This window comes from Streptomyces sp. NPDC090741, from assembly GCF_044769045.1.
GTDB lineage: Bacteria > Actinomycetota > Actinomycetes > Streptomycetales > Streptomycetaceae > Streptomyces.
The window spans coordinates 322,084-341,854 of record NZ_JBIVXF010000002.1 but is presented as its reverse complement, the minus strand read 5'-3'; the positions used below and the strand labels follow the sequence as shown (position 1 = coordinate 341,854).

The following is a 19,771-nucleotide window of genomic DNA, read 5'->3' as shown; positions in this document are numbered from 1 at the left end:
CATGAAGGAGACCTCGGACCTGAACTCCGTACGGGCGTCGTACGACGCCGTCGCCGTCGACTACGCCCGGCTCCTCGGCACGGAGCTGGCGAACAGGCCGCTGGACCGGGCCATGCTGGCGGCCTTCGCCGAGTGCGTGCGCGGCGACGAGGGCGGCGCGGCCCGGGCCGTCGCGGACCTGGGCTGCGGCCCGGGGCGCGTGACGGCCCATCTGGACGGGCTCGGCGTACGGGCCTTCGGCGTCGACCTGTCCCCGGCGATGGTCGCGGTGGCCCGGCGGACGTATCCGGGGCTGCGCTTCGAGGTGGGATCGATGGCGGCGCTGGACGTGGCGGACGGGGTGCTCGGCGGGGTTCTGGCCTGGTACTCGACGGTGCACACCCCGCCGACGGAACTGCCGCCGCTGTTCGCGGAGTTCGCCCGCGTGCTGGCGCCGGGCGGCCATGTGCTGATCGCGTTCAAGGCGGGCGAGGAGAAGATCCGGCTGGAGCACGCGTACGGGCACCCCGTCGAGCTGGACGTGTACTGGACCCCGCCGGAGCTGATCGCCGACCTGCTCGCCGGGGCGGGCCTGGAGGAAGTGGCCCGCCTGGTGCGCCGGCCCACGGGCCAGGAGAAATCCCCCCAGGCCTTCCTCCTGGCCCGCAAGCGGCTCTAGGAAGTCCGGCCGGCGGGGCTGCCCTCCAGCACCTCCAGCCGCTGCTGGGTCAGCCGCAGGAGCCTCGGTTCGAGGCTCGGCAGGGCGCGCAGCAGGCGGACGAGTTCGGGGCCGGAGTCGCGGGCCGCCGCCTGGTCCTTGAGCTGGGTCCAGCAGTACAGGGCGCCCGCCGCGGCCGCGAGGACCTCGGGGGCGTCCGGCGGCTGGTGCTCCAGGCGGGTGTGCCCGGCGTTGATCCAGAGCTGGGTCGCGGAGCGGTAGTTTCCGGCCATGCGGGCGAGGTCGGCGCGGATCTCGGCCCAGTGGGTGGCCTCGGGCGAGGTGTACCCGTGGGTCTGGAGAACGTGCTGCTCCCATGCCTGGGCGAGGGTGGCGGCCTCCTGGTGCCGGCCGCCGGAGGCGAGGGCGTGGATGTGCGGCCGCGGGTCGGGAACCTGCTCCTGCGGCGCCTGCTGGGCGGCGGACGCGCTGAGTTCGCGCGTGGCGGGCAGGACGAGGGTGCCGGGCGGCAGGGCGGCTGCTCCGACGGCGAAGGCGTGCAGCTGCAGGTTGGCGGGGCGGGTGGGGCTGCGGCGCAGCTGGTCGATCCAGTGCCGGGTGTACGCGCTCACCTGCTGCGACCCGCCGGCGAAGGCGGGCGGGACGACCACCCCGTACACCTCGGCGGAGGGTGAGGCGGGCAGGCTCCCGTACTCCTGGAGCACCGGCCAGGCGGACTTGTCCGCGACGAGGTCGAGCACCACCGTGGTCGGGCCGGTGGGACGGGCCGCGAGCTCGGTCCCCAGCCAGTCCCACGGCAGGGCCGTGTAGCGGACGGTGGAGGCCGTGGTTCCCGCGAGCGCGAGGTGCAGGCCGTGCCCGCGGCGGTCGAGCGTGAGCCGGCCGGAGAGGTAGACGAGCAGCGGCCCCGGGGTCGCCGCGGCGGCGCGCAGCCGCATCAGTACGGTGTTGGGATCCCGGGCCCCGTCGAGGTACGTGGTGTCACTGGGGACGTGGCTGTTCAGCAGCACGGACGCGGGCAGCACTCCGAGCGCGGCCAGATTCGCACTGGGCGCGACCTGAACGGCCCGCCGCCGTACGGCGGCGTCGCCCGCTATGAGAAGAACATGCCCCCGCTGTTGCCTGCCGGCTCCGTCGATCTGCATGGGCAGACCGTACTCACCTCACGCCCCCGTCGCAGCCCAGGGGTTCGAACGATACCCTTACGCCTCCCGCCACGCGCCTGGTCGGGCACCCCCCGAGGGTCGGGTTTCCGCGGGGTGGGCGGCTTCGCCGGGCGGGGCGTGGGCCGTTCGGGGGGCAGCGTCGTCCCCCTGGGCCCGCCTTCGCCGCGATCGGGCCGGGCGATGGCAGGAAGGAGGGATGAGCCTCCACCGCCGCCAGTTGCTGGGCAGCGCTCCCGCGGCCGTGCTGGCCGCCTTCGCCGTCGCGGCGGCGCCCGCCCGGGGCCCCGACTGGGCGGCGCTCGCCCGCGGGATCGACGGGCGGGTGGTGCTGTCGGGCGACCCCGACTACCCGGAGGCCCGGCAGCTGTTCCAGCCCCGCTACGACACGGTCGCGCCGGGCGCGGTGGCCTACCCCGCGCACGCCGCCGACGTGGCCGTCTGCCTGGACTTCGCCCGCCGCTCCGCCGTCCCCGTCGTACCGCGCGGCGGCGGCCACAGCTACGCCGGCTGGTCCACCTGCGCCGGCGGGCTCGTCGTCGACGTCGGCGCCATGGCCGGACTCGCCGTCGAAGGGGCGGCCGGCGTGCGGATCGGCGCCGGAGCCCGGCTCGGCGGCGTCAACCGGACCCTCGCCGCGCAGGGCCTCGCCGTACCGACCGGCCTGTGCCCCACCGTCGGGATCGCCGGACTCACCCTGGGCGGCGGCCTCGGCCTCGCCTCGCGCGCCCACGGAACCACCTCCGACGCCCTCACCGGCGCCACCGTCGTGACCCCGGACGCCGTCGTGCGCGAGGTCGACGCCACCCGTGACCCGGGGCTGTTCTGGGCGCTGCGCGGCGGCGGGGGCGGCAACTTCGGCGTGGTCACCGAGTTCCGCTTCCGCACCCACCCCGCCACCGACTGCGCCTACGCCGAACTCCACTGGCCAGAAGCCGACTCCGCCGCCCTGCTGCGCGGCTGGCAGCGCTGGCTGGCCGCCCTCCCCGACCCCTTCTGGAGCCAGGTCGAGTTCCTGATCGAAGCCGGCCCGGCCCCGGCCCCCGCCGTGCGCGTCCTGTGCTTCGACGGGCGCGCCGAGCTGGACCGGCAGCTGACCCGCCTGTCCGACCTGGTCGGCAGGCCGCTCCGGGACAGCTGGAGCGTCGTACGCACCTACGAGGAGACCCTGCGGGCCATGTCGGGGTGCCTGGAGCGGAGCGCCGCGCAGTGCCATCTGCCCGGCACCCTGCCCGGCCGCACCCCCGAGGGGCTGATCGGCCGGGACTCCTACGGCGGGCGCTGCGACTTCTGGGGCGCCGCCGGGCTGCCCGACGCGGGCGTCGCCGCGGTGCTGGCCGCCGTACGGCGCTACGGGCGGACCGTGCCGGCCGGCGGGCTCGGAGTCGTCCAGTTCAGCGGCGAATGCGGCGGGGCGGTGAACCGGCCGGCGGCGGCCGACACCGCGTTCGTGCACCGCGACAGCGCCTTCCTCACGCAGTACCTCGCCTACTGGCCCGCATCCGCGACATCCGCGCAGGTGGCCGCGCACCAGGGCTGGCTCGACGGGCTGTGGCAGGACCTGCGCCCCTGGGCGAGCGGCCGCGCGTACCAGAACTACATCGATCCGAAACTGCCCGCCTGGCGCGAGGCGTACTACGGGCCGAACCTCGCCCGCCTCGAAGAGGTCCGGCGCGCCTACGACCCGGACCGGCTGTTCCGCTTCCCGCAGGCCATCTAGAGGAGCTCGACATGCGACGTACGTTGACCGTGGCGGCGGCGACGGCCGCCCTGCTGCTGCCCGCCGGACCGCTGCCGGTGGCCGAGGCCGGGAGCGCTCTGCCGCCGCCCGGCCGGTGGTCCGCCCGCGAGGCGGAGACCTTCTGGACGGCCGACCGGATGGCGTCCGCGGCGCCCATGACCCCCGCGTCGGCGGCCGCGGCCACGGACCCCGGCACCGGGCAGGACTTCGACGGGATCCCGGTCGTCGGCCGGATGTTCGTGATGAAGGGCGGCGGCGCGTACTTCTGCACCGCGAGCGTGGTCGCCTCCCCCGGCCGCGACATGGTGCTCAGCGCGGCGCACTGCCTGCTCGGCACCGACGCCCGCCAGGTGGCCTTCGTACCGCTGTACACGGCGGACAACCCGCAGCCGTACGGGATGTTCCCGGTGCTGCGGGCCGCCGACGGAAAGTCCAAGGTCTGGATCGATCCCCGCTACAAGAGCCTGGGCGCCGACAAGGGAGCGACTCTCGACGTGGCCTTCGCGCAGGTCGGGCCGGACGCCGACGGGTTCCCCGTCGAGGACGTGGTCGGCGGCAACCGCCTGGTCACCGGCGCCGGTTACGAGCACGCGAAGGTGTCGCTGATCGGCTATCCGGCATCGGCCGCGCGCCCGCGGCTGTGCGTGAACCGTACGACCAAGTTCACCAGCAGCGATCCGGGGATCCCCGGATCGTTCCTGCGGATCGACTGCACCGGATACCCGGGCGGGACCAGCGGCGGCCCCTTCCTGAGGAACTACGACAAGGTGACCGAGACCGGGGACGTCGTCGGGGTCATCGGCGGCTGGAAGACGGGCGGGGACACCGCCGACACCTCGTACAGCTCGTACTTCGGTCCGGAGGTCAAGAAGTTGTACGAGCAGGCTGTTGCCGGGGCGAAGGCGGCGTGAGCACCCGCACCCAGCGGGTGCGCCGGGGGTTGCCCACCGTGCGCGGGCTCGCCGGGGTCCCGTCGGCGGACAGCTGGTCGGCGGGCGGCAGCCCGAGCTGGCGGCGCAGGTCGGCGAGGGCGGCGTGGACCGGGGCCAGGAGGACCTCGGCGCGCGGATGGGCGTACGCGAGCGCGTGCGCGGTGGTCTCGATGGTCTCGGCGGCGTCCTCGGCCGCCGTACGGCTCCACCCGCCGGGCTCGGCGGAGCTCCAGGGGGCGACGGCGTCGTAGAGGTGGCAGGCGGCATCGGCCGCGGCGTCGGCCCGTTCACCGACGCCCGGCGCCGCGATGGTCGGCAGCAGCTCCATGCCGGGTCAACGACCGAAGCCCCCGCGGGGAACGAGCGGCGGGCCGCCGGTTCGGCTCCGTCTTCGGCTCCGTCAGCCCGCCACCGTCTGCAGCCAGAGCGGGAGCAGCAGCAGGGAGACCATCGAACTCTTGATCACCAGTGAGGCGGAGAGGTCCACGCCCACGTCGTAGCGCTGGGCGAAGACGAACAGGTTCTGCGGGGTGGGCATCGCGGCGATCAGGACGAGGTACGTCAGCCACTCCCCCCGTACGCCGAACAGCACCCCGCACACCGTCCAGGCCAGCAGCGGGAAGGCCAGGCACTTGAAGGCGATGAGGGCCATCTCCTCGCGGGAGGTGCCCCGGACGTCCAGCCCCACGCCACCGAGGTGCAGGCCGAGGGCGAACAGGGCGATCGGCGAGGCGCTGTCGCCGACGAAGGAAGCCCCGTCCAGGACCACCTTCGGGAGGTGCACCGAGAGGAGGTTGAGCACGATCCCGGCGTTGCAGGCCAGGACCACCGGGGTGGCGAGCGAGGCGCCGACGGCCCGCGAGAGCCGCTGCCCGGGACCGCCCGAGGCGGGGCCGGCGCGGCCCAGCTCCATGATGGAGATGACGACGAGGGAGAGCACGCAGACCTGGAAGAGCAGGACGGGGAAGATCGGTGCGGCCGTCCCGAAGAAGGTGATGAACACGGGGACGGCGAAGTAGGCGGTGTTCACCTGGACTCCGGCCATCACGCGCAGCGCCACGTCGCGGGGATCCCGTATGCCGCGGGCGCCCGAGGCGAAGGCTATGACGAGTACGGCGAGGGCGGCGGCCGCGGCGTAGGCGCCGATCGCGTGCCAGTTGAACAGGGCACCGAGGTCGCTGCCGTAGATGTTGCCGAAGAGGTAGCAGGGGACGGCGAAGAGGAAGGCGTAGTCGGCGAAGGCCTTGGAGGCCTCGGCCGGGACGGTCTTGCGGCGGGCGAGCAGTACACCTCCGCCGAAGGCCAGCAGCACCGGTACGAGCTTCTCTAGTGCTGCTGCCGTGCCCATGCGTACCGGCTCCCCTGTGACCCCGTGATCGACCGTGAGCAGCGTACTCCTGCCTTCCTGGAGCTCCTGTGGAGCATAGGCTGGCCGATCATGAGCGATCGCGACGAAGCCCGCCCCCGTACGCCGGCCCCCGCGAAGGGGTCCCCGGCGCCGATGCGGTTCACGGTGGTGCTGCGCACGCCGGCCCGGGCGGCGGAGCCGCTGTTCGCGCAGGCGCCGAAGGCCTGGCAGCGGATGCTGCCGTACGTGGTCGTCGGCGTCTTCGTGGTGGCGCTGCTGCCGGCGACCATCGCCGTGCTGACCAACGACTACAAGGCGGGCGGCGGCTGGGCGGGGGCGCTGGGCGTGGCCCAGACCGTGCCGCTGCTGCTGGCGGTGACGCGGCCGCTGCCCGCGTGGGCGCTGATCCTGGTCGCGGACACGGCCGGGGCGGTGGTGCTGACGCACGCCGACAAGGTGGCCGGGCACGCCTGGCCGTGGACCCCGATGTGCATCGTCGGCTACCTGGTGCTGATGGTGTGCCTGGGGCTGCGCGAGTCGATCCGGACGCTGATCGGGGTGTGGCTGGTGACGGGCGCCGTCGGGGTGGTGCTCGGCTTCTTCGCGCCCGACGGGGTGATCACCACGGTCGCGCTGCTCTCCGTGCTGAGCGGGAGCTTCCTCGCCGTGACGGGGGCGCTGCGCGGGTTCGGCGACGCGCAGCAGCGGATCGCCGAGCAGGAGAGCATCAGCGAGGCCGAGCGGGCCCGGCGGACCCTGCTGGAGGAACGGGCGCGGATCGCCCGGGAGCTGCACGACGTGGTGGCCCACCACATGTCGGTGATCACCGTGCAGGCGGACTCCGCGCCGTACCGGCTGCCCGGCATGCCGGAGCCGGTGCAGGAGGAGTTCGCGGCGATCGCGGCCAGTGCGCGCGAGTCGCTGGGCGAGATGCGGCGGCTGCTGACGGTGCTGCGCAGCGACCGGGCGAACGGCGGGGACGGAACGCCTGACGGTGCGGGTGCGCCGGCCCCGCAGCCGGGGATCGGCCGGATCCAGCAGCTGGTGGAGGCGACCGTACGGGCCGGGCAGCCGGTGGAGTTGTCGCTCGCGGCGGGGGCGGAGCGGGCGGCGCCGCCGGCCGTGGACCTGTCGGCGTACCGGATCGTGCAGGAGGCCCTGGCGAACGTGGTGCGGCACGCTCCGGGTGCCGGGACCCGGGTCTCGGTGACGCACGACGCCGAGGAGGTCCTCGTGCTCGTGGTGAACGGCCCGGCGGCCCGGGACGCCGTGGTGGAGCTGGGCAGTTCGGGCACGGGACACGGTCTGGTCGGCATGCAGGAGCGCGTACGGTTGACGGGCGGGACGCTGGACACCGGGCCGCTGCCCGACGGCGGCTTCCGGGTCGCGGCCCGCCTGCCCCTGAAGGAACCTATGAACGACCCGACCGAGGACGCCAGTTGACCATCCGTGTGATCATCGTCGACGACCAGGCCATGGTGCGGGCGGGGTTCGCCGCCCTGCTGTCGGCGCAGGCCGACATCGACGTGGTGGGCGAGGCCCCCGACGGGCGGCAGGGGGTGCAGGTCTCGCGCACCGCGCATCCCGACGTGGTGCTGATGGACGTGCGCATGCCGGAGATGGACGGGCTGACGGCGGCCCGGGAACTGCTCAGCCCGCCGCCGGGGGTGGTCCACCGGCCGAAGGTGCTGATGCTGACCACCTTCGACATCGACGACTACGTGTACGAGGCGCTGCGCGCGGGCGCCTCGGGGTTCCTGCTGAAGGACGCCCCGCCGGCCGATCTGATCGCGGCGGTCCGGGTGGTCGCGTCGGGCGAGGCGCTGCTCGCGCCCTCGGTCACCCGGCGGCTGATCGCGGACTTCGTCCAGCAGCGGCCGGCCCCGCGCAAGGACCCGTCGCTGCGGCTGAAGGGGCTGACCCCGCGGGAGACCGAGGTACTGGAGCTGATCGCGCGCGGGCTGTCGAACCAGGAGATCGCCGGGCACCTGGTGCTGGCCGAGCAGACGGTGAAGACGCACATCGGGCGGGTGCTGGCCAAGCTGGACCTGCGGGACCGGGCCCAGGCGGTGATCTTCGCGTACGAGGCGGGGCTGGTGCGGCCGGGCGACTCGGACTGAGTTCTCCTCCACCCCCTACCGGGGTATGACATCCGACTTGGCTCCACGGTCCGACGTCCGGCGGGACACCTTCTTCCTACCTTCCTCCTCATCGCGAGGAGAGGAGAAGGGGCATGCGCCGCTTCGGAAGGACCCTGGCCACCGCCGCACTGGCCGTGGCCGTGGTCGGGGGGACCGCGGGCTGGGCCTCGGGCGACAGCCAGCAGGCGGTCACCGCACCGCCGCCCGGCACCGCCGCCTGGCGGGCCGACACCGCGTCCGGCCGGTCGCTGCCCGACCCGGCGAGCGCCTCGCCGCACGACGTGGCCCGGTTCTTCGCCGGGCTGGACGACGCCGGGCGCCGGGAGCTCGTACGCCACCACCCGCTGGTGGTGGGCAACCTCGACGGTGCCCCCCTCACCCTCAGGTACGAGGCCAACCGGCTGGCCGTCCTCGCGACCGGCGAGGCGCGCTACGCCTCGCTCGCCTCGCCGGGGCGGCAGATCCTCGCCTTCGATCCGCGCGGGCGCGGCCAGGTCGTCGAGGTGTTCGGGGATCTGGGGCGGGCCGCGCACGTCTCGGTGATCGTGCCGGGCTCGGACAGCGACGCCACCACGTACGACGCGAAGCGCGCGCCGAACACCGGGCCCGCCGGGATGGCCCGGTCGCTGCGCGCCGCGGCCGGCGCGGACACCGCGGTGGTGGCCTGGACCGGCTACACCACTCCCGTCGGGGTCGGTCTGGACGCGGCCTCCGGGCGGCTCGCCGAGGCGGGCGCGGACCGGCTGGTCCGGTTCACGGCGGGGCTCGACGCGGTCGGCGCACCCGACCCGGTGCTGTTCTGCCACAGCTACGGCTCGGTGGTCGGGGGCCTCGCGGCCGGGCGTACGGACGCCGGCGACATCGTCGTGTTCGGCTCCCCCGGCATGCGCGCCGACACCGCAGCCGACCTGCACACCCGCGCCCGTGTCTGGGCGGCCCGGGGACCCTCCGACTGGATCGGCGACGTGCCGAACGTGGAGTTCGCGGGGATCGGCCACGGCGCCGACCCGACCTCCGCCGCCTTCGGCGCCCGCAAGGTGCCGGCCGCCGACGTGCACGGCCACACCGGCTACCTCGTACCCGGCACCCAGTCCCTGGCGGCCTTCGCCGCGATCGCGAAGGGAGAGGTCCGATGAGCACGCTGACCCGGCTCGGGAAGGCCGCCGACCGGATCGAGCGGCAGACCCCCGCCCACCGCGACCGGGCCGTCGACGGGCTGCGCGCCCTCGCCCTGCTGGCCGTGCCGACCGGGCACTGGCTGCTCGGCGGATTGACCCGCGACGCGGAGGGCGGCCTGCACAACGCCAGCCCGCTCTCCGCGTTCGGCGCTCTGGCCCCCGCCAGCTGGGTGCTCCAGATGCTCGGCATCTTCTTCCTCGTCGGCGGCTACGCCTCGGTGCTCTCGTACCACCGTCGCACCGGGTCCGCCGGGGCCTGGCTGAAGGGCCGGATCGCCCGGCTGGGGCGGCCGGTTCTCGGGGTCACGGCGGTGTGGGCGCTGGCCGCGCCGGTGCTCTACGCGGCGGGGGTGCCGGAGGCCACGCTGCGGACGGGGGCCACGCTGGTCATCCAGCCGCTGTGGTTCGTCGGGGTGTACGTGGTGGTCACCGCACTGACCCCGTACTGCGTACGTGCGGCGCACCGGCTCGGCGGCTGGGCTGCGGCCCCGCTGCTCGCCTCGGTCGCGGTGGTGGACTTCCTTCGGTACGGGCCGCTCGCCGACTCCGTGCCGTCCTGGCTGGCGGTGGTGAACATCCTGCCGGGCTGGCTGTTCGCGTACCAGCTGGGCGTCTCCTGGGGTGAGGGGCGGATCGGGCGGCGCGGGGCCTGGCTGCTGCTGGCGGGCGGGACCGTACTGTTCGCGGCGCTGCTGGCGGTGTTCCACTACCCGGCGTCGATGGTGGGCGTACCGGGCGAGGCGCGGACCAATTCGCACCCGCCGTCGCTGCTGGTGCTGGCCCTGGCCGCGGCGCAGTCGGGGGCGGCGATGCTGCTGCGCGACCGGCTGGCGAAGCTGCTCGCCCGGCCGGCGCTGTGGGCCCCGGTGGTCGTGATCAACCTGTGCGCGATGACGATCCTGTGCTGGCACCAGACGGCCATGCTGGCGGCGGCCGTGCCCGGTTCGTTCGCGGGCGGGCTGACGGGTCTGACGACGGCGCCGGACAGTCCGGTCTGGATCGCGGCGCGGCTGGCGTGGATGCCCGTGTTCGCGGTGCTGCTGGTGGGCATCGCCCGGTACGCCCGCCGGTTCGAGGAGCCGTGGAGGGGGGCGACGGCGGTGCGGCGCACGCTCGCGGGGGTGCTGGCGGCCGGGTTCGCGGTGTTCGCGCTGGGTCTGGCGTAGCACCGGTCGCAGCGCGCGACGGGCGGGCGGGTCAGGCGATCGAGGCGGCGACGATGGCGGCCACCGCCAGGTTGCAGGAGGCCGTGACCCAGACCGCCGGGTGCGGCTCCGGGTCGACGACGATCGCGCCGAGCTTGCCGGGGGTCACCCAGTCCAGCACCAGGAAGGCGAGGCCCATCAGGACCAGGCCGAGCAGCCCGAACGCGGCGGTGGACAGCAGTCCCTTGCCGAAGTCGTCGTACGTGGTCCAGATCGAGGTGAAGACGATCCCGGCGACGCCCAGGAGCGCGGAGCTCAGCATGACGGCCGCGTTCCGGTTGCGCTCCTCCCAGATCTGCTTCGGGAGCTTCCCGGGCGTCAGCACGTCCACGAGGACGATGCCGAGGATCAGCAGGACCAGGCCGAGGGCCCCGTAGGCGCTGGTGCGGCCAAGTCCGTTGATGATGTCGCTCATTGGGAAGCCGTTCTGCGCGGGGGTAGGAAGGACCTGCCGTACATGACGGGACACCTCCCGTCAGGGGGGCTCAGGGTGGCCGAATCTATCGCACGGTCTCGCGGCAGGCCATGGGGAGGTCAGGGAATGGTAAAGCTCAGAGCGGCGTGGCCCGGTGAGGCGGAGGAGCTCACCGCCCTCGTGCTCCGTTCCAAGGCGTACTGGGGTTACGACGCCGCGTTCCTGGCCTCGTGCGCGCCGGAACTGCGGATCCCGGCCGGGGAGGTGGAGGGCCGCCGGATCGTGGTGGCAGAGGACGCGGCCGGCGGCCGGGTGCTGGGGCTCGCCTCCCTGGAGGGCGCGCCGCCGGTGGCCCGGCTGGGACTGCTGTTCGTGGATCCGGAGGCCATCGGACGGGGCGTGGGGCGGCGGCTGTACCGGGACGCGCTGCGCCGGGCCGCCGAACTGGGGTTCCGCAGGCTGCTGATCGACGCCGATCCGTATGCGGCGGGGTTCTACCGGGCGATGGGCGCGCTGGGTTCGCCGGAATCCCGCGCGGCCGGTGGCGAGGACGTACCGCCCGCCGGTCTGGTGCGGTTCGAGGCGGCGCCCGCGCCGCTCGCCGACTGGGCGCGGGCCTGGACGGGCGGCGGACCTGCCGTGCACGTGGGCAATGTCGCCGAGTACAACACCCAGTTCGCCGATGCGTCCCTGGACCGCGAGCAGCGGGCCGCGCACCACTACGCCTGCCTGGCGGCGTTCTACAGTCCGTGGCCGGTGGCGCTGGTGCTGCCCGGGGCGGTGCCGCCGGGCTGGATCGAGCGGGTCGGGCGCCTCCTGGAATGGGAGGGGGTGGAGGTCTACGACGGCCTGGCGGACGGCGGCCCCGGGCTGCCGCCGGATGCCGGGCTGTCGGATGCCGGGCTGTCGGATGCCGTACGGGCCCGGCCGGCGCTGGCCGGACGGCTGACCTCGGCCGGGCTGCCCCTCGTACCGTGGGGGCGGACGGCGGCCTTCGCGCGGCTGGCCGGGCTGCGGTGGCGGCCCCGCGAGCTGCGGTACGAGTCCAAGTCGGCGGCGCACGGCCTGTTCGGGCGGATCCTGGCGGGCGGCGGCCACCCCCGCATCCTGCTCCCCGGGCAGTGGCCGGCCCCCACCCGGCGGGCCGCGGCCAGGCTGCTGGCCGCCCGGGCGGAGGCGGGCGAGAGCACGGTGCTGAAATCGGAGCACGGTGTCGGCGGTTCGGGCACCACCGTGGTGACGCCCGACCGGGTCCGGGCCGCGGGCGGCGCCCGCGCGGTGCTGCGCGCCCTCCCGCGCGGGCCCCTGCTGGTGGAGGAGTACGTGTCCGGCCCGGCCGGGCCGGACGAGCCGCGGGATCTGACGTACGACGGGTTCGTGGACGAGGCGGGCCGGGTGCACGAGGTGGGCGGCGCGGTGATGGACGTGGCGGGCGCCGGGTACCGCGGGGCGACGGTGGGGCCCGGGGTGGTGCCCGCGTGGGCGGAGGAACCGCTGCTCGCGTTCGGGGAGGCGGTGGGCCGGGAGCTGTCCGCCGCCGGCTACCGCGGCTGGTTCGACGTGGACTTCGTCGCCGACGGGGCGGGGCGGCTGGCGCCGACGGAGACGAACCTGCGGCTCACCGGGCCGTCGATCGCCTTCATGGTGGCGGCCCGGCTCGACGCGCTGCGCGGCGCCGGGCATTTCGTACGGATCGCGGACCGGGTGGGGCTGGGGGCCAGGCTGCCCGGGGCCGCGCTCGACGAGCTGTGCGAGACGCTGGAGCGGGGCTGCGCGGAGCTCGGGGCGGTGTTCCTGCCCGCGATCCCGACGGGCGCCTTCGACCCGGCGCCCTGGCTGGGCGTGCTGCTGGCCGCGCACAGCACAGACGTGCTGGACGCGGCCGAGGCACTGGTACGGGCGGAGGCGCTCGCCGTGGGAGCGGCGTTCGCCGAAGATCAGCGGGCGGAGGAGCCCCCGGGGGCGTCGGCCTCCTCGAAGTCGAAGGGCGAAGGCGGCTTCCGGGTGACGTAGAAGGCGATGACGACGGCCGCGATCATCAGCGGGATGTTGAAGACGTAGACGAGGGCGGCCTGGACCGGCCAGTCGTGCTTGGCCGCGAGCCGGTAGAAGTTGTCCTGCGGCCACCAGGAGATGAGCAGGTAGACCACAGCCAGATGCGCGGCCGTGGTGAAGCCGGGGCTCTGGCCGGGGCCGTGGCGCAGCATCAGGGCGCGGCCCCCGAAGAGGAAGACCAGCCCGGCGGCGAACGCGGCCCCCTCGAACAGGTAGAGCACGAAGAAGAGGAACGCCCACGGGCCCGGCACACCGCTCAGGTCGGTCGAGCCCGGCCAGAAGATCTTCGAGAGGACGAAGAAGAGCAGGCCGGTGCCGACCAGGAACGGTACGCCGCAACCGACGAGCCCGAGCGGTGTGGGGGTCCCGGCGCCGGCGGCCGTGTACTTTCCGGAGCCCCCCGCGGCGCCGCCCCGGCCGGGCTTCGCCGTGAGCACGGGCTGGGGCAGGGCCTCCCGGTTCTCCTGGCCCGCGCGGTTGCGGGGCAGGGTGCGCAGCCGGATCACGGCCTGCGGTATCTGCGCCCGGGGCAGCTTTCCCGCGAGGTGTTCGCGGAGCTGCCCGCCCTCGGGCAGGTCGACCGCCGGGGGCCAGGACTGCGCGTCGGCGGGCGGTGCCACGTGGGCGACCAGCCGGCGCGCACCGCTTCCGCCCTCCGGGACCTCGGCCACCAGCGCGGCGCCGACGTCCGGGTGGCTCCGGATGACGGCTTCGACGGCGTGCGGGTCGAACGCGCCGTCGGCCGTGGTGATCCGGTCCCGGATCCGGCCGCGGAACTCCAGCAGCCCGTCGTGGCGGAGCTCCACGAGGTCGCCGGTGGGGATCGCGTCACCGCCGTCGGGCGGGGTGAGGCGCAGCTCCCCGTCGCGGGCGTCCGCGCGGCAGCCGGGGAAGGGGGCGCCGATCAGGGAGAGCTGCTCGGGGTCGTCCAACGGGCCGGGCAGCTGGGGAAGTTCGAACCAGGTGCCGGCGCCGGCCGCCTCGGTGAGCCCGTACACGTTGAGCAGCCGGGCGCCGGCCCGGAGCCTGGACTGCAGAGCGTCCTGCTCGTCGAGGAAGAGCCGGTCGCCGGTGACCGTGACCAGCCGCAACGACCGCAGGGCCGGGTCGGATGCGCGGCGGCCGCGCGCGCCGGCCGCGGATCCCGCGCCGGGTCCGGAGGGGGACCCGGCGGCGTGCATGAGCAGCCGGGCCGCGCCCGCCGGGTCGGTGTGCACCACGCTGACCTGCTCGCTCTCTACCGCCCGGCGGATCCCCTCGGGCGTCCAGGGCGTGCGCTCGGGCACGACGAGGGCGCCGCCCGAGCACAGGGCCCGGGTCCAGCCGGCGGCGAACGGGGTGAGGTCCGGGCCGTGGGTGATCAGGTGGCGGTCCTCGGGGACCGGCCGGATGACCTTGGCCCAGCCCTCGTGGGCGGCGAGCAGCCGGGCGTGGCCGACGGGCACGGCGCGCGGGGACGCCGCTCCGGTGAACAGGACGGCGGCCGTCGAACCCGGCTCGGGGCGCTGCGGCGCTTCGGTGGGCCGGCCGGATATCGCGGCCGCCTCCGCGCCGAGGCGGATCACCCGCAGCCCGCTGCCGTCGTCCAGTCGGGCGTGGTGCGCGGCGTCTGTGAGCAGGACGTACGGAGTGAGGGCGGCGAGCTGCCGCTGCCCGGTGAGCGGTACCTCGACGTCGATGACGGCGTAGGCCCCGCCGGCCTTGAGGACGGCCAGGAGGGCGACGACGATCTCGGTCCGGCGGGCGGTCCCGATGGCCACGACGGCGCCGGGCGGCAGTCCGTCGGCCATGAGGTGGTGCGCCAGCTGGTTGGCGCGGACGTCCAGCTGCCCGTAGGTGAGGCTGTCCGCGCCGGCGATGACGGCGTAGCCCCGCGGGGTGTCCCGCGCCTGTTGCTCGAACAGGCGCAAGGCGGTGTCGGCGGTCGTCCGACCGGAGCGATCGGACCCTGGTTCCTGTGTCGATCCCTGCGTCGATCCCTGCGTCGATCCCTGGGTCATTCCCCGATGATGGCACCCCCCACCGACAGTCCGCAGGATGCTGAACGTCCCTCGCAGGAGCGGGGGTTCGGTATCGATCCGGCCAATCCCTTGACCTCAAGTTTGGTTGAGGTCTTAACGTTCCCCGCATGGACATGGAAGTCACCGCCTGGACATCGCTGCACAGCGCGATGAACGCCCAGCAGGACCGGCGCCCGCTCTCCCGGGCGAGCCTGCACCGGGTCGCCGCATTCGCCCGCCCGCACCGCCGCGGGCTCACCCTCTTCCTGCTGCTCAGCGTGGTGACCGCGCTGCTCGCGGTCGCCACCCCGGTGCTCGCCAGCCGGGTGGTCACCTCCATCGTGGACGGCAAGGACAGCGGTACGGTCACCCGGCTCGCCCTGCTCATCGCCGTGATCGCGGTGGTGGAGGCGGCGCTCGGGCTGCTCACCCGCAAGCTGTCGGCCACCCTCGGCGAGGGGCTGATCCTGGACCTTCGGACGGCCGTCTTCGACCACGTACAGCGGATGCCGGTCGCCTTCTTCACCCGGACCCGCACCGGCGCGCTCGTCAGCCGGCTCAACAACGACGTGATCGGCGCCCAGCGGGCGTTCAGCAACACCCTGTCCGGGGTGGTCGCCAATACGGTGACCCTGCTGCTGACGCTCGCAGTGATGCTGAGCATCTCCTGGCAGATCACCCTGCTGGCCCTCGTCCTGCTGCCGGTGTTCGTGCTCCCGGCCCGCCGCACGGGGGCGCGGATGGCCGCCATGCAGCGGGAGGCGTCGACCCTGAACGCGGCGATGGGCACGCAGATGACGGAGCGTTTCTCCGCCCCCGGCGCCACCCTCGTCAAGCTCTTCGGGCGGCCCGCCGACGAGTCCGCCGAGTTCGCGGCGCGGGCGGCGCGCGTACGGGACATCGGGATCCGTACGGCGATGGCCCAGTCCGCGTTCATCACCGCGCTCACCCTCGTCTCGGCCCTCGCGCTCGCGCTCGTCTACGGCCTCGGCGGGTACTACGCCCTGCGCGGGACCCTGGACGCCGGGAGCGTCGTCGCCCTCGCCCTGCTGCTGACCCGGCTGTACGCCCCGCTGACCTCGCTCGCCGGCGCCCGCGTCGAGGTGATGAGCGCCCTGGTGAGCTTCGAGCGGGTCTTCGAGATCCTCGACCTGAAGCCGCTGATCGCCCAGAAGCCGGACGCAGGCCGGGTGCCGGAGGGGCCGGTGGCCGTGGAGTTCGACCGGGTCTCCTTCGGCTACCCCTCCCCCGACAAGGTCTCGCTCGCCTCCCTGGAGGAGGTCGCGGTCCTCGACGCCCGGGGCGGTACGCAGGTCCTGCACGAGGTGTCGTTCCGAGCCGAGCCCGGGCAGATGGTCGCGCTCGTCGGCTCGTCCGGCGCCGGCAAGTCGACCATCGCGCAGCTGCTGCCGCGGCTGTACGACGCCGACGCGGGCGCCGTCCGCCTGGGCGGGGTGGACGTACGGGACCTCACGGCCGACTCGATCCGGCAGACGCTCGGCATGGTCACCCAGGACGGGCACCTGTTCCACGAGTCGGTGCGGTCCAATCTGCTGCTGGCCCGGCCGGGGGCGAGCGAGGAGGAGATCTGGGAGGCCCTGCGCCGCTCGCGGCTGGACGGGCTGGTCGCCTCGCTGCCGGACGGCCTGGACACGGTGGTCGGCGAGCGCGGCTACCGCCTCTCGGGCGGCGAGCGCCAGCGGCTCACCATCGCGCGGCTGTTGCTGGCCCGGCAGCGGGTGGTGATCCTGGACGAGGCGACGGCGCACCTGGACTCCACCTCGGAGGCGGCGGTGCAGGAGGCCCTGGGAGAGGCCCTGGCGGGCCGGACCGCGGTGGTGATCGCGCACCGGCTGTCGACCGTGCAGGCGGCCGACCTGATCCTGGTGGTCGAGGACGGCCGGATCGTGGAGCGCGGTACGCACCCGGAGCTGCTGGCCGCGGGCGGTCGGTACGAGGAGCTGTACCGGACCCAGTTCGCGGCGGCGGACACCGCCGCTCCGGGCGGCGCCGTACCGGCTGCGGGAGCATGATGCCGGGAGGCCCGCGCGCGGCGGGCCGCCGCCGGGCACCGGCCGTGGAGCACGTGGAGCACCGATGGACATCAAGCTGGAGCTGGTCGCCGTCCCCGTCACCGACGTCGACCGGGCCAAGGCCTTCTACGAGCGGGTCGGATTCCACGCCGACCACGACGTGACCGTGAGCGAGGACATCCGCTTCGTGCAGCTGACCCCGCCGGGGTCGGCCTGCTCGATCGCCCTGGGCAAGGGGCTCACCCGGATGGCCCCGGGGTCGCTGGACAACATGCAGGTCGTCGTCAGCGACATCGAGGAGGCGTACGAGGACCTGCGCGGCCGGGGCATCGAGGTGACGGAGATCCAGGACATGCCGTGGGGCTCGTTCGTCTACTTCTCCGACCCGGACGGCAACGGCTGGGCGGTCCAGCAGACGACCCCGCGCGCCACGGCGGCCGAAGGCTAGAGTCACGACGGGCCGCGCCCGGTGCGCCGGGCGTGGGATGACCCGCCGGGCGGGGTGCGGCGCCGAGACTGGACGGACTGGACGTATCCGGAAGGGAAGTGACGCCGTGAACACTGTCGCACTGCTGGGCACCGGGATCATGGGCTCGGGGATGGCACGGAACCTGCTGCGGGCCGGGCTCGGGCTGAGGGTGTGGAACCGGACCCGGGACAAGGCCGAACCGCTGGCCGCGGAAGGCGCGGTGGTCGTGGACACCCCGGCCGAGGCGGTCGCCGGGGCCGACGTGGTACTGACCATGCTGACGGACGGCGCCGCCGTGGCGCAGGCGATGGCCGCCGCCGTGCCGGGACTGCGCCCGGGGCAGGTGTGGGCGCAGATGAGCACGGTCGGCGTGGTCGCGCTCGACGAACTGGCCGGCTTCGCCCGCGAGCACGGCCTGGTGTTCGTGGACGCCCCGGTGCAGGGCACCCGCCAGCCCGCCGAGGCGGGGACGCTGGTCGTACTGGCCTCCGGGCCGGCGGATCCGCGGCTGGACCCGGTGTTCGACGCGGTGGGCGCCAAGACGCTGTGGGCCGGGGCCGAGGCGGGGGCCGCGACCCGGCTGAAGCTGACCACGGTCGGGTACGCGATCACGTTGACGGCGGCGGTCGGCGAGGCCCTCGCACTGGCGGAGGGGCTGGGGGTGGACCCGGGCCTGTTCGCGCAGGCGGTGACCGGCGGCCCTATGGACAACCCGTACCTCCAGACGAAGATGAAGGCCGTCCTGGAGCGGGACTTCGCGCCCAGCTTCACGGTGCACGGCGCCGCGAAGGACACCGCGCTGATCGCGGAGGCGGCGGACGGGGCGGGTGTCGCGGTCGACCTGGCCCGGGCCACGGCAGCCCGCATGCAGCGCGCCTCGGCGGGGGGCCACGCCGAGGAGGACATGGCCGCCGCCTACTTCGCCGGCTTCGAGAACGCGCCCGTGGCGTAGGGAACGTGTCGTGAACGCGCTGCGGTTGAACCCGGTTTGCCGGAACGCGCTTTAGGCGCGCTCCAGAGGTCGGTCAGGGGGAGGTGGGCGCCGGGGCGAGGACGTCGAGTTCCTCCAGGGCGCCCACCGCGATCTGCCGGGTCAGCGACTCGGCGCGGGCCCCGTCGCCCTCCCGTACGGCCTCGGCGACCTGGACGTGGAGGGTGACGGCGGCCGGGTCGGGGTCGGGGAACATCACCGCGTGCTGCGTACGGCCGGTCAGGACCTCGGCGACGACGTCGCCGAGCCGGGCGAACATCTCGTTGCCGGAGGCGTTCAGCACGATCCGGTGGAAGTCGATGTCGTGGCGCAGGTACGCGTCGAGCTGGTGGCCGCGCGAGGTGCTGACCATGCCGAGGGCGGCCTCGGTGAGCGCGGCGCACTGGCCGGGGGTGGCCCGGGCGGCGGCGAGGCCTGCCGCGACCGGCTCGATCGCGGAGCGCAGCACGGTCAGGGAGCGCAGCTGGCGGGGGCGGTCGGCGCCGGCGAGGCGCCAGCGGATGACGCGCGGGTCGTAGACGTTCCACTCCTCGGCGGGGCGCACGGTGACGCCGACCCGGCGGCGTGACTCGACCAGTTGCATGGACTCCAGGACGCGCACGACCTCGCGGACCACGGTGCGCGAGGCGTCGAAGCGCTCCGCGATCTCGTCGGTGCGCAGGACGCTGCCCGGCGGGTGCTCGCCCGCGGTGATCGCGAGGCCGAGGGTGTCCAGCACGTGGGAGTGGAGTCCCTGGCCTTCGGTGGTCATGGCGTAAGCGTACGGCGACCTCTCGATGGACAAAAGATGTGATGTTTTGCCGTCAGACTCTTGAATAAGTACTACTTAATGGGCTTCAGTGAGGGCGCACGAACCGATGTCGACGAAGACAGCGAGGTACGAAGTGAGCGGCACCCAGCGCGTGCTGGTGGTGATGGGCGTGGCCGGCACGGGCAAGACGACCGTGGGCAGGCTGCTCGCGGACGCGCTCGGCCTCCCGTACGTGGAGGGCGACGCGTTCCACCCGGCGGCCAATGTCGCCAAGATGTCCGCCGGCATTCCGCTGGACGACGCCGACCGGCGGCCCTGGCTCGACGCCATCGGCGCCTGGATCAGCGGCCGGCCGGCCGGGCGGGGCGCGGTGGTGGCCTCGTCGGCGCTCAAGCGCGCGTACCGCGACCGGCTGCGCGCCGCCGCGCCCGACGCGGTGTTCGTGCACCTGACCGGCGAACGCCCGCTGATCGAACGGCGCATGGCCGCGCGCACGGGCCACTTCATGCCGACCGCGCTGCTGGACTCGCAGTTCGCCACGCTGGAGCCGCTCCAGCAGGACGAACTCGGCGTCGTCGTCGACGTGTCCGGATCACCCGAGGAGATCACCGAACGGGCCCTGGCCGCGCTGTCCGCGCTGCCTGGCGTCTGCCCGACCGCCACTCCCTCCCGAGAAAGCTAAGGAACCCCC

General features: G+C 74.4%; 18 protein-coding genes. 12 read left to right on the top strand and 6 right to left on the bottom strand.

Annotated features, from left to right (window positions below; genetic code table 11):
- Nucleotide 1: 1 nt before the first annotated feature.
- The gene (locus tag ACIQU4_RS06845; RefSeq protein WP_403726785.1) at nt 2–658 is read left to right on the top strand and encodes a class I SAM-dependent DNA methyltransferase; all 657 of its coding nucleotides are present in this window, start codon (nt 2–4) and stop codon (nt 656–658) included.
- On the opposite strand, the gene ACIQU4_RS06840 is transcribed toward ACIQU4_RS06845, so the two are convergent.
- Nucleotides 655–1,803, bottom strand: coding sequence for a hypothetical protein (locus ACIQU4_RS06840; protein ID WP_403726782.1), 1,149 nt, complete (start codon nt 1,801–1,803; stop codon nt 655–657). The genes ACIQU4_RS06845 and ACIQU4_RS06840 overlap by 4 nt on opposite strands.
- A 217-nt stretch (nt 1,804–2,020) precedes the next feature.
- Here ACIQU4_RS06840 and ACIQU4_RS06835 point away from each other — a divergent pair, with 217 nt between their 5' ends.
- Both ACIQU4_RS06835 and ACIQU4_RS06830 read left to right on the top strand, forming a co-directional pair.
- A complete protein-coding gene (locus ACIQU4_RS06835; protein WP_403726780.1) occupies nt 2,021–3,541 on the top strand; it encodes an FAD-binding oxidoreductase in 1,521 nt (506 codons plus the stop codon).
- An 11-nt stretch (nt 3,542–3,552) separates the two neighbouring features.
- Entirely contained in the window at nt 3,553–4,473 is a 921-nt protein-coding gene (locus tag ACIQU4_RS06830) for a hypothetical protein (RefSeq protein ID WP_403726777.1), read from the top strand.
- On the opposite strand, the gene ACIQU4_RS06825 is transcribed toward ACIQU4_RS06830, so the two are convergent.
- Nucleotides 4,427–4,822, bottom strand: coding sequence for a hypothetical protein (locus tag ACIQU4_RS06825; protein ID WP_403726774.1), 396 nt, complete (start codon nt 4,820–4,822; stop codon nt 4,427–4,429). The genes ACIQU4_RS06830 and ACIQU4_RS06825 overlap by 47 nt on opposite strands.
- Before the next feature lie 72 nt (nt 4,823–4,894).
- Nucleotides 4,895–5,842 (bottom strand): AEC family transporter, encoded by a 948-nt coding sequence (locus tag ACIQU4_RS06820; RefSeq protein WP_403726771.1) that lies wholly within the window; start codon nt 5,840–5,842, stop codon nt 4,895–4,897.
- Between the two features lie 90 nt (nt 5,843–5,932).
- On the opposite strand from ACIQU4_RS06820, the gene ACIQU4_RS06815 reads away from it, so the two are divergent.
- The 4 genes from ACIQU4_RS06815 to ACIQU4_RS06800 all read left to right on the top strand — a co-directional run bounded on the left by ACIQU4_RS06815 (nt 5,933) and on the right by ACIQU4_RS06800 (nt 10,327).
- Nucleotides 5,933–7,285: a sensor histidine kinase gene (locus ACIQU4_RS06815; RefSeq protein ID WP_403726768.1), complete on the top strand. Its 1,353-nt coding sequence runs from the start codon at nt 5,933–5,935 to the stop codon at nt 7,283–7,285.
- Nucleotides 7,282–7,962, top strand: coding sequence for a response regulator (locus tag ACIQU4_RS06810; RefSeq protein WP_403726765.1), 681 nt, complete (start codon nt 7,282–7,284; stop codon nt 7,960–7,962). The genes ACIQU4_RS06815 and ACIQU4_RS06810 overlap by 4 nt, the downstream gene beginning before the upstream one ends.
- Before the next feature lie 113 nt (nt 7,963–8,075).
- On the top strand, nt 8,076–9,119 hold the full coding sequence (locus ACIQU4_RS06805) for an alpha/beta hydrolase (protein ID WP_403726763.1): 1,044 nt from the start codon (nt 8,076–8,078) through the stop codon (nt 9,117–9,119).
- The gene (locus ACIQU4_RS06800) at nt 9,116–10,327 is read left to right on the top strand and encodes an acyltransferase (protein ID WP_403726760.1); all 1,212 of its coding nucleotides are present in this window, start codon (nt 9,116–9,118) and stop codon (nt 10,325–10,327) included. Before ACIQU4_RS06805 ends, ACIQU4_RS06800 begins: the two co-directional genes overlap by 4 nt.
- Before the next feature lie 31 nt (nt 10,328–10,358).
- Here the strand turns inward: ACIQU4_RS06800 and ACIQU4_RS06795 are convergent, their stop codons facing one another.
- On the bottom strand, nt 10,359–10,781 hold the full coding sequence (locus tag ACIQU4_RS06795; RefSeq protein WP_403726758.1) for a DUF350 domain-containing protein: 423 nt from the start codon (nt 10,779–10,781) through the stop codon (nt 10,359–10,361).
- 126 nt (nt 10,782–10,907) lie between these two features.
- Here ACIQU4_RS06795 and ACIQU4_RS06790 point away from each other — a divergent pair, with 126 nt between their 5' ends.
- On the top strand, nt 10,908–12,794 hold the full coding sequence (locus ACIQU4_RS06790; RefSeq protein WP_403726756.1) for a GNAT family N-acetyltransferase: 1,887 nt from the start codon (nt 10,908–10,910) through the stop codon (nt 12,792–12,794).
- On the opposite strand, the gene ACIQU4_RS06785 is transcribed toward ACIQU4_RS06790, so the two are convergent.
- Nucleotides 12,719–14,746 carry an AMP-binding protein gene (locus tag ACIQU4_RS06785; protein ID WP_403726754.1) on the bottom strand — a complete coding sequence of 676 codons (2,028 nt, stop codon included), beginning with the start codon at nt 14,744–14,746 and terminating at the stop codon, nt 12,719–12,721. The two genes, ACIQU4_RS06790 and ACIQU4_RS06785, sit on opposite strands and share 76 nt — an antisense overlap.
- A gap of 218 nt (nt 14,747–14,964) precedes the next feature.
- Between ACIQU4_RS06785 and ACIQU4_RS06780 the strand changes: the two genes are divergently transcribed.
- The 3 genes from ACIQU4_RS06780 to ACIQU4_RS06770 all read left to right on the top strand — a co-directional run bounded on the left by ACIQU4_RS06780 (nt 14,965) and on the right by ACIQU4_RS06770 (nt 18,290).
- A complete protein-coding gene (locus ACIQU4_RS06780; protein ID WP_403726751.1) occupies nt 14,965–16,869 on the top strand; it encodes an ABC transporter ATP-binding protein in 1,905 nt (634 codons plus the stop codon).
- Nucleotides 16,870–16,933: 64 nt separating this feature from the next.
- On the top strand, nt 16,934–17,317 hold the full coding sequence (locus tag ACIQU4_RS06775) for a VOC family protein (RefSeq protein WP_403726748.1): 384 nt from the start codon (nt 16,934–16,936) through the stop codon (nt 17,315–17,317).
- Nucleotides 17,318–17,354: 37 nt separating this feature from the next.
- Nucleotides 17,355–18,290, top strand: a complete 936-nt coding sequence (locus ACIQU4_RS06770; protein WP_403726746.1) for an NAD(P)-dependent oxidoreductase — start codon at nt 17,355–17,357, stop codon at nt 18,288–18,290.
- Nucleotides 18,291–18,363: 73 nt separating this feature from the next.
- On the opposite strand, the gene ACIQU4_RS06765 is transcribed toward ACIQU4_RS06770, so the two are convergent.
- Nucleotides 18,364–19,080, bottom strand: coding sequence for a FadR/GntR family transcriptional regulator (locus ACIQU4_RS06765; RefSeq protein ID WP_403726744.1), 717 nt, complete (start codon nt 19,078–19,080; stop codon nt 18,364–18,366).
- A gap of 106 nt (nt 19,081–19,186) precedes the next feature.
- Between ACIQU4_RS06765 and ACIQU4_RS06760 the strand changes: the two genes are divergently transcribed.
- Nucleotides 19,187–19,762, top strand: a complete 576-nt coding sequence (locus tag ACIQU4_RS06760) for a gluconokinase (RefSeq protein WP_403726741.1) — start codon at nt 19,187–19,189, stop codon at nt 19,760–19,762.
- Nucleotides 19,763–19,771 lie beyond the last annotated feature (9 nt).

Excerpts from the sequence above, each read along its gene's own strand:
- ACIQU4_RS06845 (WP_403726785.1), top strand. The coding sequence starts at position 2 with ATGAAGGAGACCTCGGACCTGAACTCCGTACGGGCGTCGTACGACGCC.
- ACIQU4_RS06840 (WP_403726782.1), bottom strand. The coding sequence starts at position 1,803 with ATGCAGATCGACGGAGCCGGCAGGCAACAGCGGGGGCATGTTCTTCTC.
- ACIQU4_RS06835 (WP_403726780.1), top strand. The coding sequence starts at position 2,021 with ATGAGCCTCCACCGCCGCCAGTTGCTGGGCAGCGCTCCCGCGGCCGTG.
- ACIQU4_RS06830 (WP_403726777.1), top strand. The coding sequence starts at position 3,553 with ATGCGACGTACGTTGACCGTGGCGGCGGCGACGGCCGCCCTGCTGCTG.
- ACIQU4_RS06825 (WP_403726774.1), bottom strand. The coding sequence starts at position 4,822 with ATGGAGCTGCTGCCGACCATCGCGGCGCCGGGCGTCGGTGAACGGGCC.
- ACIQU4_RS06820 (WP_403726771.1), bottom strand. The coding sequence starts at position 5,842 with ATGGGCACGGCAGCAGCACTAGAGAAGCTCGTACCGGTGCTGCTGGCC.
- ACIQU4_RS06815 (WP_403726768.1), top strand. The coding sequence starts at position 5,933 with ATGAGCGATCGCGACGAAGCCCGCCCCCGTACGCCGGCCCCCGCGAAG.
- ACIQU4_RS06805 (WP_403726763.1), top strand. The coding sequence starts at position 8,076 with ATGCGCCGCTTCGGAAGGACCCTGGCCACCGCCGCACTGGCCGTGGCC.
- ACIQU4_RS06800 (WP_403726760.1), top strand. The coding sequence starts at position 9,116 with ATGAGCACGCTGACCCGGCTCGGGAAGGCCGCCGACCGGATCGAGCGG.
- ACIQU4_RS06795 (WP_403726758.1), bottom strand. The coding sequence starts at position 10,781 with ATGAGCGACATCATCAACGGACTTGGCCGCACCAGCGCCTACGGGGCC.
- ACIQU4_RS06790 (WP_403726756.1), top strand. The coding sequence starts at position 10,908 with ATGGTAAAGCTCAGAGCGGCGTGGCCCGGTGAGGCGGAGGAGCTCACC.
- ACIQU4_RS06780 (WP_403726751.1), top strand. The coding sequence starts at position 14,965 with ATGGACATGGAAGTCACCGCCTGGACATCGCTGCACAGCGCGATGAAC.
- ACIQU4_RS06775 (WP_403726748.1), top strand. The coding sequence starts at position 16,934 with ATGGACATCAAGCTGGAGCTGGTCGCCGTCCCCGTCACCGACGTCGAC.
- ACIQU4_RS06770 (WP_403726746.1), top strand. The coding sequence starts at position 17,355 with ATGACCCGCCGGGCGGGGTGCGGCGCCGAGACTGGACGGACTGGACGT.
- ACIQU4_RS06765 (WP_403726744.1), bottom strand. The coding sequence starts at position 19,080 with ATGACCACCGAAGGCCAGGGACTCCACTCCCACGTGCTGGACACCCTC.
- ACIQU4_RS06760 (WP_403726741.1), top strand. The coding sequence starts at position 19,187 with ATGTCGACGAAGACAGCGAGGTACGAAGTGAGCGGCACCCAGCGCGTG.